The organism is Vibrio sp. ZF 223 (assembly GCF_003050585.1).
Classification (GTDB): Bacteria; Pseudomonadota; Gammaproteobacteria; order Enterobacterales; family Vibrionaceae; genus Vibrio; species Vibrio crassostreae.
In genome coordinates, this window is the sequence record NZ_PIGB01000003.1 from 237,876 (window position 1) to 258,933 (window position 21,058).

19 protein-coding genes are annotated in these 21,058 nt (G+C 43.1%); 12 read left to right on the forward strand and 7 right to left on the reverse strand.

Features of this window, described 5'->3' with window-relative positions; all coding sequences use genetic code 11:
• Window positions 1–223: 223 nt before the first annotated feature.
• From CWO13_RS08565 to CWO13_RS08585, 5 genes are all read left to right on the forward strand, one after another.
• Window positions 224–1,963, forward strand: coding sequence for a bifunctional metallophosphatase/5'-nucleotidase (locus tag CWO13_RS08565; protein ID WP_048660203.1), 1,740 nt, complete (start codon window positions 224–226; stop codon window positions 1,961–1,963).
• Window positions 1,964–2,523: 560 nt separating this feature from the next.
• Window positions 2,524–3,525, forward strand: coding sequence for a TerC/Alx family metal homeostasis membrane protein (locus CWO13_RS08570; protein ID WP_048612514.1), 1,002 nt, complete (start codon window positions 2,524–2,526; stop codon window positions 3,523–3,525).
• A 313-nt stretch (window positions 3,526–3,838) separates the two neighbouring features.
• On the forward strand, window positions 3,839–4,027 hold the full coding sequence (locus tag CWO13_RS08575) for a hypothetical protein (protein WP_017059812.1): 189 nt from the start codon (window positions 3,839–3,841) through the stop codon (window positions 4,025–4,027).
• Between the two features lie 182 nt (window positions 4,028–4,209).
• Window positions 4,210–4,950 (forward strand): DUF1223 domain-containing protein, encoded by a 741-nt coding sequence (locus tag CWO13_RS08580; protein WP_048660201.1) that lies wholly within the window; start codon window positions 4,210–4,212, stop codon window positions 4,948–4,950.
• Window positions 4,951–5,168: 218 nt separating this feature from the next.
• Window positions 5,169–6,458 carry a DEAD/DEAH box helicase gene (locus CWO13_RS08585; RefSeq protein WP_048662001.1) on the forward strand — a complete coding sequence of 430 codons (1,290 nt, stop codon included), beginning with the start codon at window positions 5,169–5,171 and terminating at the stop codon, window positions 6,456–6,458.
• Window positions 6,459–6,551: 93 nt separating this feature from the next.
• Here the strand turns inward: CWO13_RS08585 and CWO13_RS08590 are convergent, their stop codons facing one another.
• From CWO13_RS08590 to CWO13_RS08600, 3 genes are read right to left on the reverse strand one after another with little or no spacing between them, the layout of a single operon-like run.
• Entirely contained in the window at window positions 6,552–7,907 is a 1,356-nt protein-coding gene (locus CWO13_RS08590; protein WP_055319511.1) for an FUSC family protein, read from the reverse strand.
• Between the two features lie 12 nt (window positions 7,908–7,919).
• Entirely contained in the window at window positions 7,920–8,780 is an 861-nt protein-coding gene (locus CWO13_RS08595; protein WP_107899156.1) for an HlyD family secretion protein, read from the reverse strand.
• Between the two features lie 10 nt (window positions 8,781–8,790).
• Window positions 8,791–9,003 carry a DUF1656 domain-containing protein gene (locus CWO13_RS08600; protein ID WP_004730923.1) on the reverse strand — a complete coding sequence of 71 codons (213 nt, stop codon included), beginning with the start codon at window positions 9,001–9,003 and terminating at the stop codon, window positions 8,791–8,793.
• A 198-nt stretch (window positions 9,004–9,201) separates the two neighbouring features.
• On the opposite strand from CWO13_RS08600, the gene CWO13_RS08605 reads away from it, so the two are divergent.
• Window positions 9,202–10,116: a LysR family transcriptional regulator gene (locus tag CWO13_RS08605; RefSeq protein ID WP_048661999.1), complete on the forward strand. Its 915-nt coding sequence runs from the start codon at window positions 9,202–9,204 to the stop codon at window positions 10,114–10,116.
• A 72-nt stretch (window positions 10,117–10,188) separates the two neighbouring features.
• Here the strand turns inward: CWO13_RS08605 and CWO13_RS08610 are convergent, their stop codons facing one another.
• The 3 genes from CWO13_RS08610 to CWO13_RS08620 form a co-directional block, all read right to left on the reverse strand.
• Complete coding sequence (locus CWO13_RS08610; RefSeq protein ID WP_017060062.1) at window positions 10,189–10,746, reverse strand: PhnA domain-containing protein; 558 nt, start codon at window positions 10,744–10,746, stop codon at window positions 10,189–10,191.
• A gap of 224 nt (window positions 10,747–10,970) precedes the next feature.
• The gene (locus CWO13_RS08615) at window positions 10,971–13,418 is read right to left on the reverse strand and encodes a VolA/Pla-1 family phospholipase (protein WP_108082796.1); all 2,448 of its coding nucleotides are present in this window, start codon (window positions 13,416–13,418) and stop codon (window positions 10,971–10,973) included.
• A gap of 13 nt (window positions 13,419–13,431) precedes the next feature.
• The gene (locus CWO13_RS08620; protein WP_102432516.1) at window positions 13,432–14,691 is read right to left on the reverse strand and encodes an outer membrane protein transport protein; all 1,260 of its coding nucleotides are present in this window, start codon (window positions 14,689–14,691) and stop codon (window positions 13,432–13,434) included.
• A 357-nt stretch (window positions 14,692–15,048) separates the two neighbouring features.
• Between CWO13_RS08620 and CWO13_RS08625 the strand changes: the two genes are divergently transcribed.
• Window positions 15,049–16,131: a site-2 protease family protein gene (locus tag CWO13_RS08625; RefSeq protein ID WP_102478751.1), complete on the forward strand. Its 1,083-nt coding sequence runs from the start codon at window positions 15,049–15,051 to the stop codon at window positions 16,129–16,131.
• Window positions 16,132–16,268: 137 nt separating this feature from the next.
• Here CWO13_RS08625 and CWO13_RS08630 read toward each other — a convergent pair whose 3' ends face one another.
• Complete coding sequence (locus CWO13_RS08630) at window positions 16,269–17,057, reverse strand: M48 family metallopeptidase (protein WP_048661995.1); 789 nt, start codon at window positions 17,055–17,057, stop codon at window positions 16,269–16,271.
• Between the two features lie 139 nt (window positions 17,058–17,196).
• Here CWO13_RS08630 and CWO13_RS08635 point away from each other — a divergent pair, with 139 nt between their 5' ends.
• From CWO13_RS08635 to CWO13_RS08655, 5 genes are all read left to right on the forward strand, one after another.
• The gene (locus CWO13_RS08635) at window positions 17,197–17,622 is read left to right on the forward strand and encodes a hotdog fold thioesterase (RefSeq protein WP_048660192.1); all 426 of its coding nucleotides are present in this window, start codon (window positions 17,197–17,199) and stop codon (window positions 17,620–17,622) included.
• 72 nt (window positions 17,623–17,694) lie between these two features.
• Entirely contained in the window at window positions 17,695–17,928 is a 234-nt protein-coding gene (locus tag CWO13_RS08640; RefSeq protein WP_017064605.1) for a DUF3389 domain-containing protein, read from the forward strand.
• A gap of 154 nt (window positions 17,929–18,082) precedes the next feature.
• Complete coding sequence (locus CWO13_RS08645; RefSeq protein ID WP_055319517.1) at window positions 18,083–19,774, forward strand: SgrR family transcriptional regulator; 1,692 nt, start codon at window positions 18,083–18,085, stop codon at window positions 19,772–19,774.
• Between the two features lie 36 nt (window positions 19,775–19,810).
• Window positions 19,811–20,731 (forward strand): DMT family transporter, encoded by a 921-nt coding sequence (locus CWO13_RS08650; protein ID WP_108082797.1) that lies wholly within the window; start codon window positions 19,811–19,813, stop codon window positions 20,729–20,731.
• A gap of 21 nt (window positions 20,732–20,752) precedes the next feature.
• Window positions 20,753–21,004, forward strand: coding sequence for a hypothetical protein (locus CWO13_RS08655; RefSeq protein WP_108082798.1), 252 nt, complete (start codon window positions 20,753–20,755; stop codon window positions 21,002–21,004).
• The last annotated feature ends 54 nt before the right edge of the window (window positions 21,005–21,058 follow it).

Sequence of the window (21,058 nt, forward strand, 5' to 3'; positions counted from 1 at the left end):
GAAAGGCTCTGCTAATTATTTGAAAGCTAACAGATATCTTTAATCATAATCGAAAAAACCAAATCCGGTATGCTCACCTGTCACAAAACCCGTTGTTTATTAATACGGTGCAAAATGAGATTTTTGATCTATCTCGAGTATTTTTTTGCAGTGCAGTTTCATAAAATTCACGATTCTGTCATGATTCTCGACCTAGTATGAAGGGACTAAGAGAGAAGAAAATATGACTAAAAAGAATAAGCCGACAAAAATAGTGTTGGCACACATCAACGACACCCACTCATACTTTGAACCAACCTCGTTACAGCTATCACTTAAAATGAACAACCACATCATTGAACCTTATGTCAGTGCTGGTGGCTTTGCTCGAATTTCAACACGCTTTAAACAAATAGAACAAGATGCCCAGCGCCAGAAGGTTGGAACTTTGTTCCTACACGCTGGCGACTGCTTCCAGGGCACTTTGTACTTTTCTTTATTCAAAGGAAAAGCCAACGCCGATTTGTTGAATGCCCTCAATATAGATGCCATGACGCTCGGTAATCACGAGTTAGACATGGGTAATGAGCCCGTTGCGATTTTCGCGAAAAGAATCAAATTCCCACTGTTGGCCGGTAACTGGAATCTATCGAATGAGGATATCAATAAAACTCATACGCTAGCGGACAACGACATTGTTAAGCCTTATCTGCCTGAAACACGAAGTGCTTCTTTTATAACGAAAGAATTTGACGGCGAGAAGGTCGCAATATTCGGCTTAAGCATCGACAAGATGGCAGGCATCGCTAACCCAGATACCGATACACCGTTTGAAAATGCTTTGGAAACGGCAAAAGCGACCATTGAGCAAATTCATCAAGCAGGCATCAACAAGATTGTGTTACTTAGCCATCTTGGTTACGAAGCTGATTTAGAGTTAGCAGCTAACGTAACAGGTATTGGCGTCATCGTTGGTGGTCATAGTCATCGCTTACAAGGTGATTTCTCTGATATCGGCTTAGTTAAAGATGATGAATACGGTGTGAAAATTGGCGATACCTATGTTGTGCAAGCGGGTTTCCACGCCATGAGCCTAGGACACTGCGAAATTGAGTTCGATTCTCAAGGTAAAGTGACGCACTTCAATGGTAAGAACGAACTGTTATTAGGTCGTCGACTCTTTATAGACGCGAAACTGAGTGAAGTAGGGCAAGACGACGCACATGATATGGCGTGTGAGTTTTTGAACAACCACCCGAATATCGCTGTATGTAAGAAAGATCCTGAATTGCATAGCATTCTGACGGATAAATACCAGCCGCGAGTTCGTAAGCTTCAGCAGCAAGTGATTGCTCATGCTGACAGTAAACTTCGCCATGTTCGTATCCCAGATGAACAAGGGCCAAGCCAACTTGCGCCGTTGGTTGCCCAGTCGTTCCATTATCTGATGAACAAGAAAGGACACGCGGTAGAATTTGCCATCCACAACTCTGGTGGAGTGAGAAACTCACTGAATAGCGGCGATGTTTCGGTTGCCGATATTGCCGGAAAACTACTACCGTTTGCCGTACCTATTGGTGTGTATGAAGTCAGAGGTGAAACGATCGCTGGCATGCTGGAAGGCGCAATCAATAACGCATTGGATAACGGTGTGGTAGGTACGGGGTCGGGTAGCTTCCCTTACACACATAACCTAAGGTTCTGTTACCACAAAGAAGCACCTCTAGGGCACAGAATTCACAATCTTGAAATCCACTCTGAAGACGCCGGTTGGCAATCTGTTTCGCGTGAACGTGTTTATCGCGGAGCATCATCAGCCTACACCATGAAAGGGAAAGAGGGCTATAACGCGGTGTTGGATATGATAGGCGATGGCACGGTAACTACTGACTCCATGGCAGACTGCTTCATTGCGTTTTTACAAGACCACCCAGAGTCGCTTCAACACAATGAACCGTTGAATTGCATGGATTGTTTCAGATAACCACAGGTGATACAGATACTTAGCATCATTACCTTAGCTTATTTATAAAATTGGCATCGTTTATGCTTTATCTCTGCAGGTCCCTTCTTGTGGAGATTTGCATGGATAAGAAAGATTGGTTAGATGCGGTAGCTGTTGTAGGTTGGGTATCTGTTTGGTCAGCGTTAGTGTATTTGGTGCCGACTACAGGTTTATAATGGTGTTGCATTCTGGATAAGACTAGCTTTTGAACAGTCGCAGTATTCCTATTATCAATACACGCTATACCAAGCGAAAGTGGAAGAAATAAAAAAGGAGCAGATTGCTCCTTTTTTGCTTTTTCCGTGCAAATTTATATAGACGAAACACAATCAGAGGATTATTATCCACGCGTTTGGGGAGTAGTTAGCGCAAGTTTACATATCGTCATCTCGTTAGGCCAAGAGTCTATCCGGTATGTAAAGGTGAAATCCCATATTTCACTTCAACGAGACCAACGCAATCACAGTCAAGATCCGTAATGGAGCTTGATATGCTTTGTTTGCGGAAGGTCTTATACAGTTCTTCCGCCCGGAGGAATAATGAACTCAACTCAATCTCTATTATCTACAAATAGTGAATCCTTTTTTTCATCGCCAATCATGACGACTTATGCGGGCTTTTTCCTGCTGACGGTTATTCTCGTCTCTATTGATATCTATCAGACTCGTGGCGGCAACGTTACTATTAAGAAAGCGGCAATCTGGAGTGTTTTCTGGTTTGTACTCGCGTTTTTGTTTGCTGGCTCTATTTATCTGTTTTGGGACATTTATGCGCCGAATAGTGACTACACAGCGCAAAAAGCAACAGTGTCATTCATTACGGGTTACTTGTTAGAAAAATCCCTTAGCGTAGACAACTTGTTTGTTTTTGCGATGATCTTTGCTCAATACCAAGTTCCTGAGCATTTAAGACCTCGTGCGCTTCTTTGGGGTGTAATTGGTGCATTGGTGCTTCGTGCAATTATGATCGCACTAGGCGCACAACTATTGGCTGAATACCACTGGGTACTTTACGTGTTCGCTGCGTTCTTGATTGGTACAGGTATTAAGCTGGCTTTAGACAAGGGCGAAGAGGAGAGTGTGAATACACTGCCTGAAAAGCTACTTCGTAAAGTGATGCCGGTAACAGAGGATTTCCATGGCCCTGCATTAATGGTTAAACAGGGTGCTAAATGGGCATTCACTCCAATGATGTTGGTAATCGGTGCGATTGCAGTCATGGACGTGATGTTTGCATTGGACTCTATCCCTGCGATCTTTGCGGTAACACAAGAACCGTTCTTGGTATTAGCGGCAAACGTATTTGCGTTACTTGGCCTTCGTTCGTTGTATTTTGTACTGCAAGGTATGATGGACAAGTTCATCTACTTGAAACCGGCACTGGCATTCATCATGGTGTTCATCGGTGTGAAAATGCTATTGGTTGACAGTGAGTGGGCTATCCCAACGTATTGGTCGCTCGCTGTGCTGATTTCTACTATGACGATTGCGGTTATAGCGTCGGTTTATGCGAAGAAGCCAGGCATTGAACAAGTAAATTAAAAACAAATATAACTTATCGAAAAGTTGATAATGAACACGTGGCTGATGAAGTGGAAAATTTATTTATGTAAATTTTCTGTGACATTGGCCACTTTTTTTTGCGGGGTATTTGTACTAAATGCATGATTTAAACACTATATTGAATTTATACTCATATAGTATGCATATCTATTTTGTGGTGTTGTTAATGGTTTGTTTTATTAGAAAAACTAATTCCAAAATCTAATTTTAGTCATTTTTTAACCTGCAAAAGATCACTTATTATTCTTGTCATCAGAACGAAACACATTAATAAATTTATAGAGAGGCAATCATGGCTCAAGCAGTACAAATGAATACTATCGCTGTTCCTAACTCTATGGATAAGAAGACCTACTCGGTTAACTTCAAAGGATTGATTGCACACATTTTCGATATTCTTTTCGTAGACAACTCTCCACGTAGTTACTACGCAAGCGACCTATCAGGTCACATGCAACGCGATATCGGTATCAACCGTTAATCTCAGCGTAAACGCATAGAATAAAAGAAAGACAGAATTTTAAAAACGCCAGCTTCTTAGCTGGCGTTTTTGTATCTGAAATAAACTCTATCTCTTCGCAAACTAAGCACCTGAAAGAAAAACCTAGGCATAACGGTCTGTATTTGAGCGCCAATCAATTCGCTTTGTACAAGGATCTCGGTATGTCACACGCCAAACGCAATTCATCATTGATTAAACTTTGCTTATTTACCTTACCGATCGGCTTCTATTCTTCAGTGTCGAATGCACAAACATGGAGTAACGAAGGGCAACCTGCACAGGTTATCGAACTGTTCACCTCTGAAGGTTGTTCGAGTTGTCCGCCTGCTGATGCCTACCTCAGTACTTTTGAAGATGACCCAGGGATCTGGACACAAGTCATCCCACTCGCGTATCACGTCGATTACTGGGATTATCTCGGTTGGGGGGATAAGTTCGCGAGCAAAGCCTTCAGTCAGAAGCAACGTTTGTATAAAGCTTATGGAGTGACAAGCGGGGTTTATACTCCGGGGTTTATCGTTGACGGAAAAGAGTGGCGTGGTTATTTCAATTGGCTCGACAGAACGTTACCTTCGCTCCCACAACAAAATAACCCCAAGCTGACAGTCAATCATAAAGGCGACACGTTCAGTGTGAGTTACGAAGGTAAAGGTGATTATGTAGCTCATATTGCCTTATTAGCTATGAACGAAGTCACTAGCGTCAAAGCGGGAGAAAACAGAGGTAAGAAACTCGAACATGATTTTGTCGTGGTTTACGACGGTTACCAACGTGGTGAATCTGAATGGCAATTCAATGTGGACTTTGACCCGCTAGTCGCCTCGCCAGATGCTTTAGCTGTATGGTTAACCGCACCCAACTCGTATGCACCTGAACAAACGGTAGCAGGGTGGCTGAACTAAGTACAAACCACGGCAATGTTTCAACCACGACAATCATATAACTAGAATACATTTAGACTAAGTAGGTACGGCGAGTATCAACGTTCTCACATCGATAACTTCGTTTATGGAGGCTATTAATCGGCGAAATAGAAGCGAAAGGGCGATTTAGTTACGTAATACTGCTGAAATACGTTAATATAGCGCGCTATTATTTTAGCTTTGAGTTCCTGCAATTAATGACTAACACCACTACACCAACCAACTTCTCTGATCTTGGCTTAATTTCTCCTTTGATGGCTCGTCTTACCGAGCTTGAATATCAACAGCCAACGCCTATCCAAGCGCAAGTTATTCCAAGTGTGTTAGCAGGACGCGATTTAATTGCAGGCGCAAATACTGGTTCAGGTAAAACCGCAGCATTTGCACTTCCACTGTTACAAAAGATTCATGAAGATGCACCTTTAGACCGTCGTTCAGGCAAAGGTAACTTCGTTTCTGGCCTTATTTTAGTGCCTACACGCGAACTGGCAAAGCAAGTGGCTGATAGCGTTAAATCTTACGCAGTGCATTTTAACGGTGCGATTAAGACTGTTTGTGTGTTTGGTGGTGTGTCTGTGAACACTCAGATGCAAGCACTACGTGGCGGCACTGATATCTTGGTGGCAACGCCAGGTCGTTTACTTGACCTTATTTCAAGCAACGCAATCAAGCTAGACAAAGTTAAAACGTTAGTGCTTGATGAAGCTGACCGTATGTTGAGCCTTGGCTTCACAGAAGAACTAGACGCTATCTTGAAGCTTCTGCCAAGCAAGAAGCAAACTCTATTGTTCTCTGCGACGTTCCCAGAGCAAGTTCAAACGCTTACTCACGAACTACTTACTGACCCAATTGAAGTTCAACTTCAAAGCGCCAACGCGAGCACTCTAGTTCAACGTGTATTCGAAGTAGAAAAAGGCCGTAAGACTGCATTGTTAGCGCACCTGATTCAACAACACGAATGGCGCCAAGCACTGATCTTCGTAAACGCAAAGAACAGCTGTGAGCACTTAGCAGATAAGCTTTACAAACGCGGCATCATCGCAGAAGTATTCCACGGCGATAAAGGGCAAGGTTCACGTACTCGTATCCTTGAAGATTTCAAATCTGGCGAGATTGATGTTCTGATTGCGACAGACATCGCGGCTCGTGGTCTGGATATTGAAAAACTTCCAGTTGTTATCAACTTTGACTTACCGCGTAGCCCGTCAGATTACATGCATCGTATCGGCCGAAGTGGTCGTGCGGGTGAGGTTGGTCTTGCGCTATCTTTGATCGATCACGAAGATTACCACCACTTCAAAATCATCGAGAAGAAGAACAAGATTCGTCTTGAGCGTGAGCAAATTGAAGGCTTTGAAGTGGATGAAGAAGCCACAGCTGAACTGATCGCAGCACTAAAACCTGTTGCGCCACCGGCTGGTACAGGCAAGAAGAAAAAGAAGAAGAAAGCTCCACAAAACCAAGATGTGTGGCTAAACAACAACTGATCCAGAATCAGTAAACAATAGAGTATCCAAAGGCACTAATCAGCGCCTTTCTTGTTTTTCTTATCCCAAGTTAAGCTAATCCACGTAACGAGATTAAGCGATACTCTTGACTCTAAAGAGGTCGGTAAATAATTTGCCTATCATCAAAATGATGAGCAGTGTGGTTAACATCAGCAATGGTGTTTGTATTTGATAAACCGGTGTTAGATTAAGCGCACCAGATGTAAGTACGACCAGCAGGTTAATGCCAAGTATTCGGTGCACCATCAGTTTAGGTGTCGCGAACACTTTCCATATAACAATGCTGTTGATGAAATAGAACAGCGCCAATTGCCACAATTCAGTCATCATCGGCATGATAAAGATATATTGAAGCAAGATAACTGTGCCCGTACCAATAACACCAAAAAACGCATCCTTAATAACACTTGGCGGCATAGTTGGAAGCATTGAAGAAAATATGCCCGCAATCATCGGGAAGATAAAACCACCCGGTACAGGCAGGTATATCCAAACCAATAACGACGTGACGAACATCGATACACCTTGTAAGACTTTTCTCCCATCTTCATTAAGGTGTTGAACAAACGTGCGGTGCTCATGGTGCCAAGAAACGTTTTTCTTTTCAGTCATCACAAATGGCACATCATCTATTAGTGACGAGTTTGGCGCCATTAACTCCAGTTTTTCCATTTTTTCGGTGAGAGCCGCCCAATCAAGAGTTTGACTCAGTTCATCCGAGGCAAGTTCAAGCAGACGATCTTGAATATGCGCCATTTCATTGATTCGTAAACGCCATGCGTGAATATTTTCTTTTAGGTGATAACTGCCAGTGAGCGGTAAATCCAACAGTTGATAGAGCTTTTCAATATTAGCGGTATTGGACTCTAAGGCCTCTATATCAAGGTTGTCGGTATCGCTCATTGCTGCGATCAGCGTTTCTCTGCTTGTTTCAAATCGTTGTACGAAGTTCTGTTCAGTGTTTACAGGCCAGATCAGACGATAAACAATCGAGAAGGTGATAACACCTAATAGAGTTTCTTGTATTCGAAGCACTGCAAAATAGAATGTAATTTGGTTATCGAACCCACCCATGCAAGAGATGATTGAGCAAACTGCAAAGCCTATAGAAAAGACATAACCGTATTTTTCATCACTCGACATGAAGATGCATGTACCTAGAAATAAGGTGAAAAACATCAGGAATAGAAAACGGTCTTGCGAAAACATCGCAATCAAGAAAAAGGCGTAGCCAGTTCCTAACAAGGTGCCCATTAATCGGTTATGGCCTTTGTTTATTGAATGAGCAAAGCTCTCGTTCAGTGCCATGACCGCAACCGCAATCGCCGCCCAATAGGGTTTCTCCCATTGAAACCACAACGCAACACAGATAGATATGACAATAGCGAGAGCCGCTTTAATGGCTTCTTTGGTTGATGCACTGAACATAAAGACATCCAACTATTTGATTATTTTGAGCGAAGCTGTCATGCCAACACGAAGTTGTAAGTCTTCAGGCACGTTATCGAGCTCTACTTTGATTGGTATGCGTTGAGCAAGGCGAATCCATTGAAAGTTTGGGTTCACGTTAGGAAGAAGGTCATTACCAGTGCTGCCGTCTTGTGTTGCAATACCAAACCCAATGCTTTTGATATGACCCTCTAATTGAATATCGTTATGCATCATGAGAGTGACAACAGCTTTGTCGTTTGGGCCAACATTAACCAGATCAGTTTCTTTGAAATAACCTTCGATCCAGAAACTGTCTTCATCGATCAACGCAACTACCGGTGTATTGGCGACCACTTGAGAGCCTTCTCGTAGGTTTAAGTTCGTGATGTAACCGTTTGTTGGCGCGTACACTTTGGTGTATTCAAGATTTAAATGCGCTTCTTCAACGTTGGCTTTTGCTAGTGCAACGTTAGCGGCGTTTGTCTCAACTGCGTTATTCAGGTTATTCAACGTCAGCACTGGCATTGCGCCAGGCGTTCTCTTTTCTAAGTTCAACGCGCGTTGCTCTTCGTTTTTAGCTTTTGCTAAGAGCGCGCGAGCCTGTTTCTGTGCCGCCAACGCTTTATTGTAGGCCGCTTGATAAATGCTTGGGTCGATCTCAAACAGTAAGTCGCCTTTAGCCACCTGTGAGTTGTCCTCAATATGGAGTTTAGTCACTTGCCCTGTAACTCGGGGAGTAATTGAAACTATGTAAGCGCTGACTTGACCATCTCTAGTCCAGGGGGTACTCGAATAAGATTGGTAATAGCTATAAACCACAGAGCTTGCAGCAACGACCAGTAGTAGCGTGATGAGATAACGTTTAATCAAGGTTAGTGCCTCAGAAAATGGTAATGAATTGGCCGATAACGCCGACGAAAATCACGATTAGGCTTAATTCGGCAATTGCAGGAAAAGCGACATATTTATGTAGCCCAAGTTTTGTTGCGATTGAGCCAGTCAGTATCGTCAATACATAAGCTAACGCGATAACCAATAATAAAGGAGGGAAATAGATTTCACCCCACACGAGTTCATGCGGCATTGTGTTCATGGGTTTGTCTCTATCGTTTTGAGAAGGTAACGATAACGGAAGTAGTTCAATGTTGATAATCGTATATAGAGGACCAGATCCATCAAAAGTAAGTAAATTTGGGTATATACTAAAGAGTAAGGTTGTAAACGGGTAAAAGAGTAATCGCTATCTCTTACTCTGAATTCAATGAATTATTAAGAACCGAAGCACATCAACATGAATTTTAGTATTGAACAACTTCTCGCGTTTGTGACTGTCTATGAACAGCTTTCGTTCAGTAAAGCCGCGATAAAGCTCAATAAACACAGAACGACCGTGGGTCAGGTGATTACAAACTTGGAAGATCATCTGGCGGTGAATCTTTTTGAAAGAGTCGGGCGCTCTGTTGAACCAACAGAGGACGGGCACCTCCTTTATCACTACGCAAAACAGACGATTGAGCAAGCACGTACTTTTGATAAGGTGGCGTTGAGCCTTTCTTATGGTGGGTTAGAGAAAATAACAATCGCGTATTCTAGTTTCGTTCCTCAACGTGTGTTGGTCGATATACGTAAACGACTCAAGCACGATTTCCCAATGATGCGAGTGAACTTTCTGGTTAGGAATAAGAACGAAATTAAACAAGGAATACAAAGTGGGGAATATCACTTTGGACTTGTGAATGCTCACAATAGCCGGGCGATGCATAGTTTTGATTCTACTTTCCTTGGGCATTTTGAGTTCTACCCATTCGGACAGAAAGGGGGAGAACTCTCACATATCGATAAAGACGAAGTATTAGTCGCACTAAGGAACTCTAAACAGTTCGTATTGAAGTCTCTGATTGACGAAGGTATGTCTGAAAAGATTATCGTGAGCTCTGACTATGAAGAGATTGATCAGCTTTCGTTAATGATCAAAATGCTTGAAGAGGGTTTTGGGTGGGCACTTCTTCCTAAGGCATTTTTTACCGCCTCTGAATTTTCAAAACATTCAATAGAGCCCATTCACTCTGCGCAAATGGTGGAAGGATTCAAATTTGGATTTGCATTGTGGTGCCCGCACTCAAAACAAGTCAGTGGTATCAAAGGCTCTTTGGTGTCTGTCATTAAGGAGTACCGTGAGCAACTTATTCATAGTCTTAAGCCGTGAAAATTTGAGATATTAAAAAGGCGCTAATTATTCATTAGCGCCTTTTTAGATTTTGTTCAGCTTAAAGAAGAATTACTTCTTGCGGCAGAACTCAGCGATTACGTACATTGATTGACCGCCGTTTGTTTTACCAGAAACAAGCTTAGGATCGTCACCAACGCTGATACCACGGATAACAGTACCTTGCTTAATCACTTGGTTAGTACCTTTGATTGGCAGGTCTTTGATTACTGTTACGTCGTCACCTTTCTTAAGTTCAACGCCGTTCACGTCAAGAGGTTTGTCATCAGCAGACATACCGATTTGTGCCCAAACTGACGTTTCTTCTTCAAGGTACATCATGTCTAGCGCGTCTTGAGCCCAGCTTTCTGTGTTCAGACGAGTAAGTTGACGCCATGCAGTTACTTGAACTGGCGCTTCTTGACTCCACATGCTGTCAGTCAGACAACGCCAGTGGTTGATATCTTTAGGATCGTCAATCTCACCAAGACATTTGTCACATACCATGATGCCGTGATCCACTGTTACGTGGCTGTGTGGCGGCACTGCGTATGCAGTAAGAGAAGAATCAGAACCACATAGTTCACATTTAGATTGGCAGCGTTCTAGCATAGTAGCTTCAGAAGACATAATGGACTCACATTTATTAGGTATTAAATTACGGGGCTATTATCCACTTTATTTACAATAAAGAAAGAGGTCGTACGGTATTCTGTCTTGATTAATTTTAGCTGAGATCAACCATTTGTGTTTTAAAGTTTTATGCAAACGGTTAACTAGGGAAATTGTTGGAACGACAGATACAAAAATGCCAGCGGTTAGGCTGGCATTTAATATGGATAGAAAGGTAAACCTTATTCCAAGACAGAGCCTGTGTTTGATACTGAATTCAACTTGTTGTCAGAGAAGAAGTCAACCAACTCTCTTTGAATTTCCAAGTAGTGATTGTAATCTGCTGGAGGAGTTCCTTTATCTTGAGGTGCAATTGCGGTTGAGTGTTTAGCCACTGCGTTAAACTGAATAAACTCGCGAGTAACTGACGTAGAAGGAGTTGCAGCTGATGCACTTATACTGTTTAAAACAAGCTTGTTAGCTAACGGCTCAGTACCAGCAAATGGCGCACTCCCAATCAAAGGATTATTGATAACAGCGTTTGGTACAGTTTCATCCCCATCAGCTTGAAGCATCAACGTAGGTAATGTGTCACTGTAATCTCCCGCATTTGTATAAGGGTCGATTACATCTAACACCGTTTGGCTGGAATAAGCGAACTGAGCAAGTAGGGCTTGTAGGCTCGCCTTATTCGCAGAGTCTGAAATAAACTCATCCACACACTGTGTCATCGTGTAGCTATTCGGTTCACATATTGTTGTGTTGTGTGTTACATAACTTGCTAATCCTCCTAGCGCGACGTTGTGTATAACAGTGCCGCCAAATGAGTCTGACCCCAATAATAAGTTTGATATTTGACCACCGGAATTAGCAATTACGCTAGATGAAAACGCATAAATTGCATCTCCTGTAGGGTCATTAATTGTTTTGTTAGCTTGTGCTAACGCAGTAATACCAACAATTCCACCCAGTGAATGTCCGAATAGTCTAGGGTGGTTGGTCGTTGTGTTATCTATAGTTGCCAAAGGTGTTGATGTGAACGCGCCCTGACCTTGGTTAGAGGATAATGCGATTCGTAACCCAAGCACATCCATAACACTTTGTCTTACATTGTCACGCGCGACAGGTAAGTTAGTCAGGTTTAGGTATGCCAACAGGTTAGCATTCGCTGAACGTTCATTTGGAATTTTATCTAAGCTACGAGTTCCATGCAGTGGCATATCGATGCCTATCACAGCAATACCTTGAGCAGCAAGATTCGCAGCAAATGCATAAGCGTTTTCTTTAAGACTAGTAATACCATGTTGATAAATAACGATTGGCATTGGAGTGCCAGGAATTGTTACAGGCGTAAACAGAATAAACTCTACATCTTGCAGTGATTTAACTTGCGGTACGGGAGCATATCGAGTGATGACACGTTCTGTGTCTAATGCACTGCCGTTACTTAAAGTTAGATTTGCACCAACAAGTTTAAGTTGTTCTGCGGGGTCTGTAGCAAGCTTTGTAAGATCTACACCTAAGCTTACAAGCTGTGAAGCCATATTTGCTTTTTCATTGGTGTCGGCAATAGCTGACGACACCTTGACAAGGCTTGGCATGCCTGATTCGAATGGTTGCGTATTCCATTCGTTTGTTCCTGTTTCCAAGTAGTAGGGTAGTTTTACATTACCTTTGGTGACGTTAACCGTACCATTTAACGGTCCTCCCGTATAACCTGCTAGCATAGCGGCTTTGGTGGAAGCCTCCATAAATGTATCAACAGTAGTATCTGCAGCTAATGCAATCGACAATTCTTGTGTAGTACCAAATGTCATTTGGTAGGCAGATGATAGATCTATATTGTTTGGATTAGCGCTGCCTTTCCATACTTGTGCCATTCCACCCTGAGCTAAAGCGGATGCAGTCGCTGCTTTTGTTGAATAGATTGAACTACCTACAGACTCAGTTGTAAACCACGTCGAATAAATGATGTTTTCAGTATCAAGATTGATCGCACCAGCTGCAGTCGCTCCAGCAAAGATCTTTTCAACACCTTGAGTTACTTGTTGTGCTTGAGCTAGGCTACCTTCGGTGTACGTTACCGCACTAGATTTCAGTGCAGCATAACTTGCCGACATGCCAACAGGATCACCATTAACATCCGTGAGTTCATTTGATAGCGCCAACACGTATTCGCTCGAAGCATCGAGTGAATCATTGAAAACTATCGTGAATGTGTCGGTTGAAGCACTAGACACAACATTAAAATGAGTGCCTTGTGTCAATACGCCAGTAACAGTTGGTGCTGTGTCTGAAGTCAGCGAACCACTAAGCTTTAATAGGTAAACCCCACCACTAGCTACGCCGTCAGCTAAGCCAGTACCTTCAAAGTCCATGATGATTGGCATTGAAGTTGACCAACCATCCATTGTGTTCATTGCGGCAATAGGGTTGGTCAATGAGTCGTCACCGCCAGTCGGTAAACCAAGAGTCCCATCGGTCGCATCCATTAATGCGAAACTAGGAAGAGGAACTGCAATATCAGCACCGGTTAGTTGAAACTTGATACTCGTTGCTTGTGCAAGTGAATCTTGAATATATTGCTCATATTGAATCGTTGTTGAAGCACCCGAGCTAGATGTGTCATCACCACAACCAGCAAGAAACATAGCTGACGCAAGCAGCGAAACATTAAATAACTTTTTCATGTTTTAATTCCGTTTAGTTGAAGGTGTAGTTCATTTGAATTGCAGATAGGTAAGCGACTGCATCACCAGAGAATTCAAGTTCCTGACCAAGTTCATTGGTTTCAGTGAAATCACCTTCTTTACTTTGAACAAGAGCGAAACCGGCATCAATAGATAGGTTAGGGCTGTATTGGTAAGTTAAACCTGCGCTGTACCAGAAACGGTCGCTATCAGGAATGCTCAACGTCGCTTCGCCTGCTTGCTCGTCATAAGCAAGACCTGCTCTTAATGTCCATGCTTGGTTCAATTGGTAAGTAGCACCAAGTGAGTAACGGTTATTGTCGTCGTAATCTTCGGTCTTTTTAAAACACTCACCATTTGCGCAATCTGAGCTTGTCGCTTTCAGCTCTTTAAAACTACTCCACCCAGTTTGTTGCCAGCCGTAATGGATAGCCCATTGATCGGTCAGTTGGTGGAAAGCTGAAATCTCAATGATCGAAGGTAATGTGATTTTTAGACGACCTGTTGTGGTCGTCGCACTACCTTGTACGATGCTACCCGTGTAATCGCTGAAGTCGCCATCATCAAAATCTAGGTCAACCTCTGAGCGATAAGCGATAGAGAATCGATTGTTTTCATTCAGTTCATATAACGCGCCAACGTTCCAACCAAACGCAAAGGTTTCTCCTGTCATGCTAATCAGTTTTGTTGAAGCAGGATCGCCAGTGATGTTCGAAATAGAGCCCTGATGACGATTAAGTTCTGCCTCTGCGTAAACAAGGTTTGCACCAGCACCAATACTGAATTGGTCGTTAATTCGATACGCGACATTCGGGTTCAGGTTCACAGACACAAGTGAAGTATCACCTGCAAGATCACCTGCATAAATATCATCAGGGTAATCGGTAGCAACGCCGTAGTTAGAAAACATACCGATGCCCCAAGCCCATTTATCGTTGATAGGGCTGATGTAGTAAGCAGCAGGCACGACTTGCAGTGGCGCTACGTCTTTAGAAACTTGGCTTTGTCCGCCAGAACCTGGAACATTGTTTTGAGTAATATTCACCTCTGGATCAACGATAGAAACCGCGCCTGAAAATTGGGCTGTATCAAATAGGGTCATTGCGGCGGGGTTTCTCGCTAGTACACTCGCGTTATCGGCTACAGCGCCTTCACCTGAGAATGCGCGACCAAGACCTGAGGCAGAATGCTCAGCAACTTGGAAGCCAGCCGCAAGTGAATTGCACGCAAATAGCACAGAAAGTGAAACGAGAGAGCGTTGTATTGTTTTCATCCTTGACCCTCCTAGGGCATCGAATTTCATTATTATCGTTTGAAAACACACTGAGCATTGTTGGTGTTGAAGCTTCAATGTAAACAGTATGTTAAATTCATGTTTTATATAAAGTCAAAGAAATAGTTGCTATTTTGTGAGGTTATATTTTCGAGGGGCGGCACTTTAACACTAATAATATAATTACAATCAATAGTTTATTTGTGGTTGGAGGTGTGACCAGAATGTTTATGTTAGCTATTGGTACAAATAATGTTCAATTGCTCAATATGTAACAACTTTGTTTATGTTTACCGCCGATCGCTAAATCGGCATAATATCGACACTCGTTAGAAGTCATTAAATTGGAATTTAAGTTTGGAATTACTCGCGATAGAGTTTCTTGGTAAACCACTTCGATTAGAAGGGTCAATGGCAGGGTGGCAACAGTTGTATTGGGACAACACTCTGGTATCTCAATTAGATGCGACCACAGACCAAGAAGACGCACGAACACACGAATTTGCACTACGTGCTGGAGAAGAAACGTTGCAGTGTCACGTTGAGTCGACCGTTCAGTGGCAACCGTTTGAGATGACGTATAAAGCATCGGTTAATGGCCAAACCATTACCGAAGGCAATCGAAATACCAAAGATATCGAGCAACAAACCCCTGTTGTTGCTCCTAAACCAGAGAGGCGTTTTAGCTTAATTGGGTTGGTGTCGCTTGGCATGAAAGCGCTGAAAAGCGCTAAGCTAATTAAGGTCGTTCTTGCTTCCGCGAGTTTAGCGGCTTACTCATGGTTGTTTTCAATTCAGTTTGCTCTGGCCTTAATCGCCTGTTTAATGTTCCATGAGTACGGTCATATCAGAGCGATGAAATACTTTGGAATGAAGACAAAAGGGATCTACTTGATCCCGTTCCTTGGCGGGTTAGCACTTTCAGACGAAAAGATTAATACTCGTTGGCAAGATGTCGTTATCTCGATCATGGGGCCATTGTTTGGCTTGATATTGTCGTTGATATTTATGGTGTTGTACTGGGCGACTGGCGAGATGTTCTTTGCTGGGCTTGCGGTATTTAATGCCTTGTTAAACCTGTTCAATCTACTGCCGATTTTGCCTCTTGATGGCGGTCATGTTCTTAAAAGTATCAGTTTCTCGATGAACAGTGTGCTTGGCATTGTATTGTGTGTCGCGGCAGCTGTTGCTGGCGTGGTATTGAGTTATCAATTGAATTTAACCCTGTTTGGTTTCTTATTGATCATGGGCAGTGTTGAAATACTGTTCGAATGGAAAGGGCGTCATCACAGTCATTTGTTGCCGTTAGACAAATACGGTCAAGTCGTGTCGTTCGTTTGGTATGTGGGTTTAGTGAGCAGTTTGATCGGTGTTATCTGGTATTTTGCATCGACAGGTGATCAGCTATTGAGCCTACCTTTACAAATTCTTGGTACTTGACCAGTGAGTTTCTGTTGTTGGATTCATTTAGCTGCATAGTGCACTTGAACTGTTAGTTAGCAAGAAACTAAAAATGCCCTAACCAATATGGATAGGGCATTTTTGTAGATACACCAACTAAGCGATTCTAACTTAGACTACGCTTTGCAATTTGGTCTTAGTGAACCCGATTGAGGAAGCGTCTTTATCGTTGCTTGAAGATCTTTAATACGCGTACTGTGGGAAGGGTGCGTAGAAAGCAATTCTGGCGGCTGATTTCCACCTGATGCTTTCGCCATGTTTTGCCACAAGTTGACACTTTGGTTTGGATCGAACCCAGCTTGAGCCATATACTCTAAGCCAACAACATCGGCTTCAGACTCTTGAGTTCGCCCATACGGCAGAATAACGCCATATTGAACGCCTAAACCTAACGCGGCCATCGTCATACCTTGATACTGCTTGTACTCTGATGCACCTAGCGCGACGTTAGTAATAGATAAGCCAGTATTAGCGATTTGAGACTGAGAAAGGCGCTCATTACTGTGGTCCGCTAGAACGTGTGCCACTTCGTGACCGATAACCGTCGCGAGTTGGTCCTGATTAACTGCAACCTTAAGTAAGCCTGTGTATACACCGATTTTTCCGCCAGGTAGGGCGAATGCATTCACTTGGTCGCTATCAAAAACCACCACTTCCCATTCACTAAAACCTTGCTTAGGAATGTGTTGAGTAATACTGTTCGCTACGCACTGTACATAAGCGTTAGTGTTGGCATCTTTACTGATGGGTTGTTCTTTCTTCATTTGTTCAAAAGATTGTGCTCCGAGCTGAGACATGTCTTTATCTGAAAAAAGCAGCAATTGGTTTCTGCCTGTCGGAGAAGCGCTACATGCGGTTAGGCCTGCAAGTGTGAGAAGCGAGGCAAACTTCATCCATGACGTCATACAATTTCCTCTGTGTATTCGGTTTTTATGCATGTTAACATCAACTTGCGTAATAGCTAAGGGCTGTAAGATAACTAACAGCGGTAATATAGAAAAAAGCTATGCACGCGATAACAAGATCAATAATTAAGGAACCTATATGAGTATTTGGAAAAAGCCCGTTGACCTAGATACCTTCAACGCGACCTCAAAAAATACCTTAATTGAACACCTCAACATTGTTTACACCGAAGTAAACGATAACTCCTTGGTCGCAACCATGCCGGTTTGTCATTTTACGCATCAACCACTTGGCATGCTTCATGGAGGCGCATCAGTTGTGCTGGCAGAAACACTTGGCTCATTGGCTGCAAATTTCTGCGTTCCAGAAGGCTACTATTGCGTTGGACTCGATATCAATGCTAACCACGTAAGATCAATGCGCGAAGGCAACGTCATCGGTACTGCTGAGCCCATTCACCTTGGTGTATCGACACAAGTATGGCAGATCAATATCACAGATGAACGTCAACGTTTAGTTTGCACTAGCCGCTTAACCATCGCTGTAAAGAAACACAAGCGATAATAGACTTAAAGTCATCAGTTTTTTGTATTTAGAAGAAGTTATTAGTATTTAAAGAAGTAGCCCGAGAATCCCATGGTCATAACGTTTAAAAGTGGAAAAGTCATCGCAACGGCACATGAGCTGGTTGTTCGTTTAGATGGTGAACATAGAGTCACGCTACAAGCTCAAGTTGATGCCATTCAACTGATCGGAAAAGGGGCAAATGTCATTTCAGCCAATGGCTCCGAGTGTAAATGGTCGATAAAATTGGACGACGAACAGCAGCTTCGTGAGATCGCTAATGAAATTGGCTGCGATGTGATGTAATCCTATGCTGTAAAAGCACTTAGCCCTTCAGATTGAATAACGTCTTAGGATGTCATACTCAATAATCCATAATAAAATTGTGCCAGTAATATTGCTTTTAGGCCGTAAAATAGGGAAACTGAATTCAATGTCCTTTGAATAAGTTTTCCTCTTTATGAGCAGCCCAAGACTTCGCGTTCAATTTGAAACCCTGTTTGAATACTTCGATGGTAAAGATTCTGATGTTCAGTTAGACGACATCACGGATGTGCTCTGTTGTACCCGTCGTAATGCCCGAATGGTACTCAACAAGCTTGAGGAAGAAGGATGGGTCGAATGGTTACCGGCAGCGGGTCGAGGGAAGTTATCTCAACTTATCTTTAAGCAAAATCGTTGTGATGTGAGCGAGAACTTAGCGAGACGCTACTTACAGGAAGGCAAAATTGGACAGGCGCTGTCAGTGCTTGATCACAATGCTGCGAAACTCACCCAAGTCATTCAAAACTACTTGGGTGTGCAATATCAAGAGGGCGAACAGGTCATTCGTTTGCCTTATTATCGTCCGCTATCCATGCTTAATCCGACAAAGTCTATGCGTCGTTCAGAGCAACACATCGCCTGCCAAGTCTTCAGTGGTTTAACGCGTTTGGATGAAAACGATCAGCTCCAGCCTGATCTTGCTCACTCGTGGCAGCAGATCAGTGACTATCAATGGCGGTTCTTCTTGAGGCCAGGTGTTCGTTTTCATAACGGGGAACCTCTGTTAACCAATCATGTTGTGGATACACTTCTTGCCCTTGAACCTCTCAACATGTTTTCGCATATCAAAGATGTCTCTTCACCTGCAAATTGTGTTGTAGATGTTTTCCTCACACGTCCAGACAAGTATTTTCCGCTCGCACTAACGGAATCGGTCGCTAAAGTCACTTTACCGGTCACTTTACGTGGTGAAGACTACGATATTCGACCGATTGGAACAGGGCCTTACCGCATCGAAAAGAACGACGAGAAACAACTCGTGTTAACGGCTTTCAACGGATATTTTGGTTTCAGACCGTTAATTGATCGCGTTGAAGTTTGGGTAGTGGATGAGGCTTATTCATCAATGGTTTATCCAAGTCTTTCTAAGCCTGTAATGGCCGACCGCGGCGATAGCGATGAAGTAGAGCTCGATCCGGGGTGTACGTATCTATTACTCAACAGAAAGAAAGGTATAGCGCAAGATCCCGCTTGGGCGGAGTTTTTGTCAAATGCGTTAAATGCTGCCGATCTTTTTGTACATATACCAAAAGAAACCGTCATTGATTTGGGCGTTTTGCATGCTTATGGCATCAAGCCTGGTTGGTACGATATCAAGTTAAAGGTTCCGGAATGTCCACCAGCCGATAGTAAGCCTGCAATAAAGTTAGCTTACCAATGCCAGCACCCAATGTTTCCTACGCTCGCGAAGGCCATTGTTACTGTGCTTAAACAATATAATGTTGATGTTGAGCTTTTGGGTTACGAAACCGATCCACCGCATGCTGATGATGTGGACATTTGGATTAACCCCATGGGAATTGCGAATAACAGAGACGACGCACTGGCATGTTGGCTTATGGATTATAGTTTCCTCGATGAATCCAGTCCCGCAGATGATTTTGATCAATGGTGCCATATGATTGATCGTTGGCGCTCTGGTGAATTTGAACAGTTTCCAGCAAGGCAACTCGGTAAGCAACTGGTACAAAGCAACCAATTGATTCCGATGTTCCATTGTTGGTTAGGCGTAAACAAAGACCAATGTGGTACCTTACAAAACGCGAAGTGCAATGCGCTTGGTTGGTTTGATTTTAGCCAAGTATGGGTTAAACCTGACGTTGATTAATACACGGCTAACCTCAGCAAGGACAAGGAAAGACCAATGCAAACCGTTTTAGTAACCCTGATTACGCTGGTGGCATTTGCTGCTAACTCCGTGCTTTGTCGCTGGGCCTTAATGGATCAAACGATTGATCCCTTGAGCTTTTCGATTGTACGTATCTTGTCTGGAGCGCTAACACTTCTGATTTTATTAACGTTATCTTCGCAGTCTAAATCTAACTCCAAACCTAAACAGGATTCATATAACAGCGGTATATCGGGATACACAAAGCTCAAATCACAGTTCCAATTAACATCCATATTGTCACTGCTCGTGTATATGTTTGGCTTCTCGTTTGCTTATTTAGAGCTTGGCGCAGGTCTTGGTGCTCTGGTGTTGTTTGTCGCAGTGCAATTTACAATGATTGCCGCGCATTTGTTCTCTGGCAACAGAATGTCACTCATTGAGTGGGGCGGGTGTTTGTTATCTGTGGCAGGGCTTGCTTACTTGTTAATGCCAACGGAATCGACACAGGCACCCGACTTAGTTTCTATCCTCTTGATGTCTTTGGCTGGAGTTGGGTGGGGCATTTACACGTTGGCCGGAAAGAAATCGTTAAACGCACTGCAATCGACCACCGCTAACTTTGGATTCAGCTCGCTAGTTATCCTTTTGGCATTAAGCTTATTTTCTTTGATACCTAATGCGTTACCGCAAGTATCTATCACTGAGCAAGGTTTGATTTACGCGGTTATATCGGGCGCAGTGGCTTCTGGTATCGGTTATAGTTTGTGGTATTACGTGGTGAAAAAACTGAATACGGTGGTTGCGTCTATTGCACAGCTTTCTGTTCCAGTTATCGCGACACTTGGTGGCGTATTACTGTTATCTGAACCTGTCACCATGCAATTTATAGTCTCATCAACCGTTATACTTCTAGGGATAAGCTTGGTTCTTGTCGCCCCTAAACATAAGAAATAAAGAGTTCAATCATTAACTTCTATGGCTAAACCAAACAAAAAACAACCGACCAAGACGGTTCAGATTTTCTGCGCCAAATGTAAAACGCAACTTTTTAAGTATCGGAAAGGTGGCAAAGGTGCACTCGTGAAATGTTTTAAGGAGCGTATCGCTGAAGATTTCACGACAGAGCCATGTGTGTGCCCTGAATGCGGGATTGAATTTGCGCGAGATACCTTGGTTCGAGGTACGCCAGCCTACAAGTTTGTTGGTGGCAAGGTAACAATGAAATAAAAATGCCACCGCACTCATTGTGTGGCATTTCAGAACTGTTATTGAAGTTCAGAA